Here is a 9624-nt window from a genome sequence, read left to right on the forward strand (position 1 = left end):
GGCTCGCTCCGGATCAGGCCGCCACGTCCCAGGACCAGAAGGCGTCGCCCTCCGCGTCGAGGAAGCGGTTCAGCACCATCTTGTGGACCTCGTCGGCCCCGTCCACGAGGCGGGCTTGGCGGGCGTAGCGGTAGATCCACTCCAGCACCGTGTCGGTGGAGTAGCCGCGCGCGCCGTTGATCTGGATCGCCGTGTCGGCTGCCGCGTGCAGGAGGTTGGCGACGTGGACCTTCGCCATCGAGATCTCCTTGCGGGCGAACGAGCCCCGGTCGAGGGCGTCGGCGGCCTTCATCACGAGGAGGCGGCCGATCTCGATCCGCATGGCGAGGTCGCCCAGCATGAGCTGGATGCTCTCGCGGTCGGCGAGGCGCTGGCCGAAGCCCTGGCGCTCGGCGGCGTAGGCGCGGGCGATCTCGACGCAGCGCTTCGACAGGCCGAGCCAGCGCATGCAGTGGGTGAGCCGCGCCGGCCCGAGCCGGATCTGCGTCAGCTTGAGCCCGTCGCCCTCATTCATCAGGACGTTCTCGGCCGGGATCTCCAGGCCCTCGAAGGCGAGCTCGCAATGGCCGCCATGCTCCTCCGGGCCCATGATCCCGATGCGGCGCAGGATCCGCCAGCCGGGCTGATCCTTGTGGAACAGGAAGGCGGTCAGCCCCTTGCGGGCGTCGTCGGAGGTCCGCGCCATCAGGATGAAATGGGCGGCCTCGCCGGCGCCCGTGATGAACCACTTCCGCCCGGTGACGACGTAGGTGTCGCCGCGCCGCTCGGCGCGGGTGGCGATCATGCCGGGATCCGAGCCGCCGCCCGGATGCGGCTCCGTCATGGCGAAGGCCGAGCGCACGGCGCCCGAGACGATCGGCGCCAGCCAGCGCGCCCGCTGCTCGGGCGTGGCGACGCGCTCCAGCACCATCATGTTGCCGTCGTCGGGGGCGGCCGAATTGAACACGACGGGCCCGAAGATCGAGCGGTTCATCGCCTCGTAGCAGACGGCCATGCCGACCTTGGAGAGGCCGCCGCCCCCGGTCCCCGGCCGGAGCTGGAGGCACCAGAGGCCCGCCGCCCGCGCCTTCGCGCGCATCGCGTCGAGGAGCGGCAGGGCGATGTTGCCGTGGGAATCGTAGGAGGCCGGGTCGCTCTCCAGCGGGATCAGCTCGGCCTCGACGAAGGCGGCGATCCGGCGGCGGTAATCCTCGACCGGGGCCGGGATATGGAAATCCATCGCAGCGACGCGCCTCTGTCTTGAAAACGAGCGAGCGCTCGCTTTTTATCGCCGACGCTGCGGCGAGGCAATCGCCACGCGGACAGGTTCGAGGACATGACGATCGTGACGGGCGCCCGGACCGGCGCCGAGCCGCCCGACCCCTATGCGACCGAGGCGCTCTGCGCCCGCATTCTCGAGCGGCACCGGGACCGGGTGAGCGTGCGCAAGGAGCGCCTCGCGACGCAGAACCTCGCCCGGATCATCGAGGCGGTGCTGGTCCTGTCGAGCCGCCAGGGCTTCCACGAGACCAGCCTGCGCGATCTCGCCCGTGAGACCGGCCTCAGCATGGGCGGCCTCTACACCTATTTCGACACCAAGGAGACGCTGCTCCTGATGATCCTGACGGAGGTGGTGGAGAGCGTGCAGGCCGCGCTCGCCGCGGCGCCTCCGGAGGTGGCGGCCCGGCCGCGGGCGCATCTGCGCTGGCTGATCGAGACCCATATCCGCCTGACCGAGGCGATGGGCCCGTGGTTCGTCTTCGCCTTCATGGAGGCGAAGGGCTTCCCGCCGCCGGCCCGGCGCCTCGCCACCGAGAGCGAGCTCGCGGTGGAGCAGGTCTTCGCAAAGGTGCTGGAGACCGGCGTCAGGAACGGTGACTTCGCGATCGAGGACGTGTCCCTGACCGCCGCCCTGATCAAGCCGCTGCTGCAGGACTGGTACGTGAAGCGCGCGAAATACGCCAAGCGCGGGATGACGATCGAGCGCTACGTGGCGGGCGTGATCGGTCTGGTGGAGCGCGCGATCCTGGCAGGCTCAGACGGGCCCGCCTGAGGCCGCCGGGGCTCGGACCCGGCGGCTTGACGAGGCATGGTTCCCCGCGAGGCGTTCCTTACTTGCCGCTCGGCGCGGCGGAGCTGCCGGTGGTGGCGTTGCCGCCGCTGTCGCCCGCCGGGGCCCCCGGTGTGACGTTGTTGCCTTGCTGGGCCTGGGCCGCCGAGAGGGCGCCCGCCACCAGGGCGAGGGCCAGGAGGGGCATGCGCAGGGTCTTTGCCGTCATTCGATATCTCCCGATCTCACATCCGATCCGATCCCGGATCGCTCGGAGTGCTAACCGGGGCTGGCCGCATCCGTTCCGTGAACACTGTTCGTCGTCGCGGCCGCGGCAACGCCGCCTTAAGCCTTTGCCGGTGGAATCCGGCACGGTCTCCCGAGCCTGCGGGAGCGGAGAGCGTCCCCGTGCAGATCAGACTTGTCGCGAGACGCGGGCCCCTGCCGCGCTGGCAGGTGCTGCTGGCCGAGCGGCTCGTGGGCCTTGGGCACGCCGTCGCGTGGTCGCGGATCGCACCGGCACGGCCGGAGCCGGCCGCGCTCGCCCTGCTGCTCCAGCTCGAAGGGCTGCTCTATCGCCGCCGGGGCCCAAATCTCACGGAGCGGATCGACCCGCCGCCCGGCGCAGAGGCATCCGGACCGGCCGACCTCGTCATCGATCTTGCCGGCGATGGGGCCGGCGCGGACGCGCTCCGCCTCGTCGCCGACGGCTCTCCGGAGCCCGAGGCGATCGCCTGCGCCATCCTCGATGGGCGCGGGCCCCATCTCGCCGCCGTGCGGGGGGCCTGCGTCCTCGCCGAGGCCCGGCCCGCCCTGGAGAACCGGGCGATGGTCACGCTGTCGCTGGATCAGGTTCTGGAACGGGCGATCGACCTGCTGGCGGGCGCCGTCGCGGCGCCGGCGGGCGGAGCCTTCGCACCTGCGCCGCCGCGCCCTGTCTCGGGGGCCTCGGCGGCGCGCTTCCTCGCCGCCGCGCTCGCGGCCAAGGTCCTCACCCGGCTCCTGCGCCGGGGCGAGACCTGGAACATCGGCTGGCGTCCGCGAACCGACGGGATTCCCACCGACCCGGCCCGCTGGACGCAGAGCCCCTTCACCTGGTTGCCCTGGGATCCCGGCCGCTATCTCGCCGATCCCTTCGTGGTGGAGCACGAGGGCCGGACCGTGATCCTCTGCGAGGAATTGCCCTTCGCCACGGGGCGCGGCGTGATCTCGGCGGTCACCCTCGATGCCGAGGGACGGCCGGGACCGCCGCGCGTGGTGCTGGAGCGGCCCTACCACCTGTCCTACCCGTTCGTGTTCCGCCGCGGTGGCGCGATCTGGATGATCCCCGAGAGTTCGGCCAACCGCACCGTGGAACTCTACCGCGCCGCCCGTTTCCCCGATGCCTGGGAGCTGGAGGCGGTGCTGATCCGGGACGTCTGCGCGGGCGACGCGACGGTGGAGCTGATCGACGGGACCTGGTGGCTGTTCTGTACGACCACGGGCCCGCACGGATCGAGCTGGGACGCGCTCAGCCTGTTCACGGCGCCGGATCTGCGCGGGCCCTGGCGCCCGCATCCCGGCAACCCCGTCCTCATCGACGCCGCGAGCGCGCGGCCGGCTGGCGCGCTCCTGCGGCACGAGGGCGGGCTCTGGCGCGTCGCGCAGGATTGCCGGGCCCGCTACGGCGCCGGCCTCGCCCTCTGCCGGATCGATCGGCTCGACGGCGAGGGGTTCGCGCAGAGCGTGGCGGCCCGCCTGTCGCCGGGCTGGGGCGCGGTCGGCTGCCACACCTTCAACCGCTCCGAGCGGTTCGAGGTGATCGATGCGGTCTGGCCGACGCGGGGTGGGCGCGTCGCGACGGCGGGCTGAGCCGCCCTCAGCCCCGCTGCGGGTCGGCCCGCCGGGCGGCAAGGTAGGAGAGGAAGATCGCGAAGATCCGCGGGCCCACCACGAGGTAGCGCCGGCCGAGGCGGCGCGGCTCGCTCGCGAGGCGGAAGGCCCATTCGAGGCCCGCCTGCTGCATCCAGCGCGGCGCGCGCTGGCGCGCCCCGACCAGGAACTCGAGGCCCGCACCGATGCAGAGGCCGACGCCGCGGGCCCTGCCGCGGGCGGCGAGATGGGCGGCCACCTGTTCCTGCTGCGGCGAGCCCACCGCCAGGAAGACGAGGGGTGCGCCGCTTGCCTCCACCGCCTCCACGGTGGCGCGCATGGCCTCGGCATCGCGCAGCAGGTTCATCGGCGGCCGGTACTGATCGACCGCGGTGAGACCGAGCAGCATCTGCATCTGTCGGGGAAGGCCCGGATCTCCGCCCACCACGAGGATCGGGGTGTCGCGGGCAAGGCGCGGGTCGTTGAGGAGATCGACCACGATGTCGGAGCCCGGCGTGGTGGGCAGCGTGATCCCTGCGAGGCGGGCCAGCGCGCTGAGGATCCGGCTGTCGTTGAGGCAGAGCCAGGCGTTCCGATAGAGCGCCGCGACCTCCGGATCCGAATCGATGCGGATCATGTGGTCGACATTCGGGGTGACCACGTAGCGGAAGCGCGGATGCGCGAACGCGCCGAGGATCGCGTCGACGATCGCGGGCCGGCTCAGCGGGTCGAAGCCGAGATTGATGAACTCTTTGCGGCTCGGCATGGGACGGGCTCTCGTCCGGATAGGAGGATGAGCCCATCTCACGCAACCGCCGTTCCGGCGAATCCGCCCCAATCCGGAACGGTTTGCGGAGATTTTCTGTCTGGGACGGCCGGCCCTGTGCCAGGACCGGACATAAGGATGGGACGGAGAGGCAGGCGGGGTCGGGGGGGCGGACCCGGCCGAGCATGTCGCCCGAACGGGGCTAGAGCGCTCTCAAGCCGAAGTGGACACCGGTTCGGCGCAAGAGAGCGCGTCAAGACAAGAGTTTGAAGCCGTTCCCGATCGCGACGCGATCGGGAACGGCTCTAAGCCGCCGTCGCGGTGACGCCGTCCGAGCCCATATCCACGCCCGCACGCTCGAGATAGGCGTGCGCCTCCTCGCGGCGCTCGAAGACGTGGGGTGCGAGGCCGCGCTTGCGGAGCGCCTCCTGCATCTTCAGGCGCAGGAAGGCGCTCGTCGCGTAGCGGGTGGTCGTCAGGTAGTGGTACTTGCAGAGATACTCGATCATCTCCGCGTAATCGTCATAGAGGCTCTCGGGGATGCGGAACCCGTCGTGGTTCACCACCGAGTTCACCCGTTGACCGGCCTTCAGGCAGGCGGTCTCCAGCACCTGGCGCAGGGCGTCGATGTCGCCCTTAGCGCGCACCTGCCAGCCCTCCAGGTTCACGAAGAGCAGGTTGCGCTCCTTGTCGTAGCTCACCCGCTCGGCGAGGTTGAGGTTCAGGAGGTCGGCGAGCAGCTCCATCGGCTCGTCGCGGAAGATGCGCGGATCCATCGGGATCGGGTTCTCGATCACCGGCATGAAATCCATGTGGGCGAGGATGTCGCGGCCGATATCGATGCCCGGCGCCACCTCGATCAGCTCGAGCCCGGCTTGCGTGAGGTGGAAGACGCAGCGCTCGGTCACGTAGAGCACCGGCTGCATCCGCTCCTTGGCGAACGGACCGCTGAAGGTGTTCTGCTCCACCAGTTTCACGAACTTGCGCGAGCGGCCCTCCTGCACGATGCGCAGGCGCCCATCCTCGACCTTGGTGACGAGGCCGCCCGAGGTGAAGGTGCCGGCGAACACCACCTTGCGGGCGTTCTGCGAGATGTTGATGAAGCCGCCGCAGCCGTTCAGGCGGCCGCCGAAGCGGCTGGTATTGACGTTGCCGTCGCCGTCGCACTCGGCCATGCCCAGGCAGGTCATGTCGAGGCCGCCGCCGTCGTAGAAGTCGAACATCTGGTTCTGGTCGATGATGCAGTCGGCGTTCGTCGCTGCGCCGAAGCTCGATCCCGAGGCCAGCACCCCGCCCACCGCGCCGGCTTCCGTGGTCAGGGTGATGTAGGGGGTGACCTGCTCCTCGGCGGCCACCGCGGAGATGCCTTCCGGCGCGCCGACGCCGAGATTGACCACGCCGTTCGGCGGCAGTTCGAAGGCGGCGCGGCGGGCGATGATCTTGCGCTCGGAGAGGGCCATCTTGCGGATGCCGGCCACCGGGATCCGGATCTCGCCCGCGAGCGCCGCATCGTGCATCACGCCGTAGTTCATGCGGTGCATCTCGGGCTCGGCGACCACCACGCAATCGACCAGCATGCCGGGGACGCGCACGTCCTTCGGCTTGATCGAGCCCTGCTCGACGATGCGCTCCACCTGTGCGATGACGAGGCCGCCGTTGTTGCGCGCCGCCATGGCCTGGGCGAGATTGTCGAGGGTCAATGCCTCCTTGGCCATGCAGATATTGCCCGACGGGTCGGCCGAGGTGCCGCGGATGAAGGCGACGTCGATCTTGGTGGCCGTGTAGAACAGCCATTCCTCGCCATCGACCTCCACGAGCTTGACGATGTCGTCCTTGGTGACGGTGTTCACCTTGGCGCCGCCGTGGCGCGGGTCGACATAGGTCTTGAGGCCGACCTTGGTGAACAGGCCCGGCTGGCCCGCCGCGCAGGCCCGGTAGAGCTGCGAGATCACCCCTTGCGGCAGGTTGTAGCCGAGGATGCGGTTCTCCTGGGCGGCCTGGGCGACCTTCGGCATGCGTCCGAAATTCGCCGCGATCACCCGGCGCAGCAGGCCGTCATGGTGCAGGCGCCCGGTGCCGAGGCCTTTGCTGTCGCCCGCGCCCGCGGTCATGATCAGGGTGAGGTCGCGGGGCGCGCCCGTCTCCACGAAGCGCGCCTCCAGCGCCGCGTGCAGCGCCTCGGGGATGCAGCTCTGGACGAAGCCCGTCGTCGTCACGACGTCGCCGTCCCGGATCAGAGCGATCGCTTCGGCGGCGCTGATGACCTTGTTCTTCTTCATGGGCTTTCCCGTCCCTATCCGTCCCTGCGCGCGCCGCACCCGCGCCCCTCTGCGGGAGCTGTCGGGACGGCCGGGACCGCGGCCGCGGCGACCTCTTCCGGGTCGATCCTGGCGCTGCCGGAGGGCACCCCCGGCATCCGGCCTGTCGTGGCCCGGGTCTTCTGTGGCAGGAACGCCGCAGGCACGCGTTCCTGACTGGCCCGGTCGCAGGAGACTAAGGTTGGCGCAAGCCTCGGCGCAATCGAAGTTTATTTGTGGTCGCGTTCAATTTCCCTCACGGTCGCGCTCTGATCTTGCGAGAATGAAGTATTTGGTATTCCAAAAACGGTGCGCCGTGCCGCGACAGGCTTGCGCGCGGTGGCACGGGCTCCGTCCGGCTGCCCTGGCCAGGGTGCGGCCGGCGGCGTAAGCGAGGCCGCACGAGACTGCTCCGCCGCATCCCGGCACCCCGCGAGCCGCAGCGCCCTCATGACCGCCTCGTCCCAGACCGGCTCGACCGCGCGCCTGATCGGTGTCCTGATGGTGGCCGGCTTCGCCGGCACCTTCGCCCTGCGCTCGGTCGAGCCCCTGGTCGGCGTCCTCGCCCGGGACCTGGCGAGCGACCCGCACCGCGTCGCGCTGCTCTCCACGGCTTTCGCGCTGCCCTACGCGCTGATCCAGCCGGTGCTGGGACCGGTCGGCGACGCGCTCGGCAAGGAGCGGGTGATGAGCACCTGCCTCGCCGTTCTCGCCGTGGCGCTGAGCTTCTGCGCGGCGGCCTCGGATATCGATCAGCTCTTCGGCCTGCGGATGCTGGCGGGCGCGGCGGCGGGCGGCGTCATCCCGCTGGCGCTGGCCGTCCTCGGCGATCAGGTGGCGCTCGCCGGGCGGCAGGTGGCGATCGGACGCTTCCTCGTCGCCGTGATCCTCGGCCAGCTCACCGGCTCGACCTTTGCCGGGCTGATCGAGGCCGAGGTCGGCTGGCGCGGCGTCTTCGCCATCACCGCGGGCATGGCGGCGGTCGGCTGCGTCGCCACCCTCGTCGGCTTCGACCGCAGCGGCCGCGCCCCGCCCCGGCGCCCGCGCTTCGGCGAGGCGCTCACCCGCTACGGCGGCATCATCGCCAACCCGCGGGCGCGGATCCTGTTCGCGGGCGTCTTCGTCGAGGCGATCGCGGTGTTCGGCATCTTCCCGCACCTCGCGCCCCTGATCGAGGCGCGCGGCGAGGGCGGGGCCCGCGAGGCGGGTCTGGCGCTCGCGGGCTTCGCGGCGGGCGGGCTGATCTACTCCGCCCTCGTCGGCCATCTGGTGCGCCTGCTCGGCCCGTCGCGGATGCTCGCCTGGGGCGGGGCGATCTGCGCGGGCGCGCTGCTCGTCATCGGGCTCGCGGGCTCCTGGCAGGTCGATTGCGCGGCGCTGACCGCGATGGGCCTCGGCTTCTAAATGCTGCACAACACCTTCCAGACCCAGGTCACCGAGGTGGCGCCGCAGGCCCGCGCCTCGGCGGTGGCTTTGCACGCCTTCTCGTTCTTCTGCGGTCAGGCACTCGGCGTGGCGTTCCTCGGCGCCGCTCTGCAGCTCCTCGGCCAATTCGGTGCACTCGCAGTCTGCGCCGCCGTGATCCTGGCGGTCGGCCTCGTGGTGGGGCGGCTGCTCGCGCGCTGAAACCGAACGGCGCCGACGCATCGGCGCCCGTCGCGGCCGCGAGGCCGGCCGGAAGCCGGACCGCGGCAGCACGATGCGAGCCGTCAGTGCAGGCGGAACTCGCCGTTCACCGTGCGCAGCTCGGCGGGCCGGATCAGCCGGGAATGGGCGACCTTCACCGAGTGCAGCGGCCCTTCGATCGAGCTCTCCCAGAAGGCCAGGAAGCGCTTCAGCTCGGGGAAGTCCGGGAACAGGTCGTGGCGCTGCCAGACGAAGCTCTGGAGCAGGTGCGGATGGTCCGGCAGGCGATAGAGGATCTCCGCGGTGGTGAGGCTGTAGCCTTCGAGCTGGCGCAGGAAGTCCGGCGAGACGGGCATTCTGGAACACCTCGTGACGGGTCGTGACGGCCAAGCTTGACCGGACTGGGCGAATCGATCAAGGGAGCCGCGAAGAAAAATCATAGATTTCAATCTGTTAGCACTCGTTAGCCGGCGCTGCTGCCAAGTCCCTCGAGTCTGCGCCGCACGGTCACGATCGATTAACCCTGTGCACAAGGGCGGCCGTCCTGTGCTCTCGCCCGTCTGCGGCCGGCCGGCGCCTTTCCCGCTTCGCGAAAACGGGCCAAGCTGCGCGGGGTCGGAGGAGCGAGTGGCATGCGCGTGGAGGCTCGGCCGGTCCGTGGATCGATGCTGGCGGCGCTCGCCTGCCTGAGCTGCGCCGGGCCGGCCCGCGCCGAGATCACGATCCTCGCCGCCAAGATCACCGGCGGTGAATTGTGGGTGCTGGGCTCGTCCGACCAGATCGATGCCGAGGTCAGTCTCGACGGCCGCTTCCGGCAGAAGACCGACCGCAGCGGCAGCTTCCAGTTCAATGTCGTGCACCACCCGGCCTCCTGCATCGTGACCCTGCGCGTCGGGTCCCAGGAGAGGCAGGCGGTGGTGGGCGAGTGCGGTCAGCAGGGGCCGCCGGGCCCTCCCGGCCCGCAGGGACCGGCGGGTCCGGCCGGCCCGTCCGGTGCGGCCGCCGCGATGGCGGCCGTGCCCGGTCCGCCGGGGCCCCCAGGTCCGCCAGGGCCC

Annotated in this window: 7 protein-coding genes and 2 pseudogenes; 4 read left to right on the forward strand and 5 right to left on the reverse strand. The window is 70.9% G+C overall.

The features are described from left to right. Positions 1–13 precede the first annotated feature (13 nt). Entirely contained in the window at positions 14–1219 is a 1206-nt protein-coding gene (locus MET9862_RS18535) for an acyl-CoA dehydrogenase family protein (RefSeq protein WP_142584372.1), read from the reverse strand. Between the two features lie 96 nt (positions 1220–1315). Here MET9862_RS18535 and MET9862_RS18540 point away from each other — a divergent pair, with 96 nt between their 5' ends. Continuing rightward, the gene (locus tag MET9862_RS18540; protein ID WP_142584373.1) at positions 1316–2032 is read left to right on the forward strand and encodes a TetR/AcrR family transcriptional regulator; all 717 of its coding nucleotides are present in this window, start codon (positions 1316–1318) and stop codon (positions 2030–2032) included. A gap of 58 nt (positions 2033–2090) precedes the next feature. Here MET9862_RS18540 and MET9862_RS29500 read toward each other — a convergent pair whose 3' ends face one another. Next, on the reverse strand, positions 2091–2258 hold the full coding sequence (locus MET9862_RS29500; protein ID WP_185156926.1) for a hypothetical protein: 168 nt from the start codon (positions 2256–2258) through the stop codon (positions 2091–2093). 179 nt (positions 2259–2437) lie between these two features. Between MET9862_RS29500 and MET9862_RS18545 the strand changes: the two genes are divergently transcribed. Beyond that, on the forward strand, positions 2438–3880 hold the full coding sequence (locus MET9862_RS18545; protein ID WP_142584374.1) for a glucosamine inositolphosphorylceramide transferase family protein: 1443 nt from the start codon (positions 2438–2440) through the stop codon (positions 3878–3880). Positions 3881–3887: 7 nt separating this feature from the next. Here the strand turns inward: MET9862_RS18545 and MET9862_RS18550 are convergent, their stop codons facing one another. Both MET9862_RS18550 and MET9862_RS18555 read right to left on the reverse strand, forming a co-directional pair. Then, the gene (locus MET9862_RS18550; RefSeq protein ID WP_142584375.1) at positions 3888–4646 is read right to left on the reverse strand and encodes a WecB/TagA/CpsF family glycosyltransferase; all 759 of its coding nucleotides are present in this window, start codon (positions 4644–4646) and stop codon (positions 3888–3890) included. Positions 4647–4951: 305 nt separating this feature from the next. Continuing rightward, positions 4952–6925, reverse strand: coding sequence for an acyl CoA:acetate/3-ketoacid CoA transferase (locus tag MET9862_RS18555; protein ID WP_142584376.1), 1974 nt, complete (start codon positions 6923–6925; stop codon positions 4952–4954). Between the two features lie 468 nt (positions 6926–7393). On the opposite strand from MET9862_RS18555, the pseudogene MET9862_RS18560 reads away from it, so the two are divergent. Further along, positions 7394–8569, forward strand: a pseudogene (locus tag MET9862_RS18560) (MFS transporter). A gap of 83 nt (positions 8570–8652) precedes the next feature. Here MET9862_RS18560 and MET9862_RS18565 read toward each other — a convergent pair. Beyond that, positions 8653–8925: an usg protein gene (locus MET9862_RS18565; protein ID WP_142584377.1), complete on the reverse strand. Its 273-nt coding sequence runs from the start codon at positions 8923–8925 to the stop codon at positions 8653–8655. Positions 8926–9201: 276 nt separating this feature from the next. Between MET9862_RS18565 and MET9862_RS29505 the strand changes: the two are divergent. Beyond that, positions 9202–9624: pseudogene (locus tag MET9862_RS29505) on the forward strand (collagen-like protein); the annotation flags it as partial.

Source organism: Methylobacterium symbioticum, from assembly GCF_902141845.1.
Taxonomy (GTDB): Bacteria; Pseudomonadota; Alphaproteobacteria; order Rhizobiales; family Beijerinckiaceae; genus Methylobacterium; species Methylobacterium symbioticum.

Excerpts from the sequence above, each read along its gene's own strand:
- MET9862_RS18535 (WP_142584372.1), bottom strand. The coding sequence starts at position 1,219 with ATGGATTTCCATATCCCGGCCCCGGTCGAGGATTACCGCCGCCGGATC.
- MET9862_RS29500 (WP_185156926.1), bottom strand. The coding sequence starts at position 2,258 with ATGACGGCAAAGACCCTGCGCATGCCCCTCCTGGCCCTCGCCCTGGTG.
- MET9862_RS18550 (WP_142584375.1), bottom strand. The coding sequence starts at position 4,646 with ATGCCGAGCCGCAAAGAGTTCATCAATCTCGGCTTCGACCCGCTGAGC.
- MET9862_RS18555 (WP_142584376.1), bottom strand. The coding sequence starts at position 6,925 with ATGAAGAAGAACAAGGTCATCAGCGCCGCCGAAGCGATCGCTCTGATC.
- MET9862_RS18565 (WP_142584377.1), bottom strand. The coding sequence starts at position 8,925 with ATGCCCGTCTCGCCGGACTTCCTGCGCCAGCTCGAAGGCTACAGCCTC.
- MET9862_RS18540 (WP_142584373.1), top strand. The coding sequence starts at position 1,316 with ATGACGATCGTGACGGGCGCCCGGACCGGCGCCGAGCCGCCCGACCCC.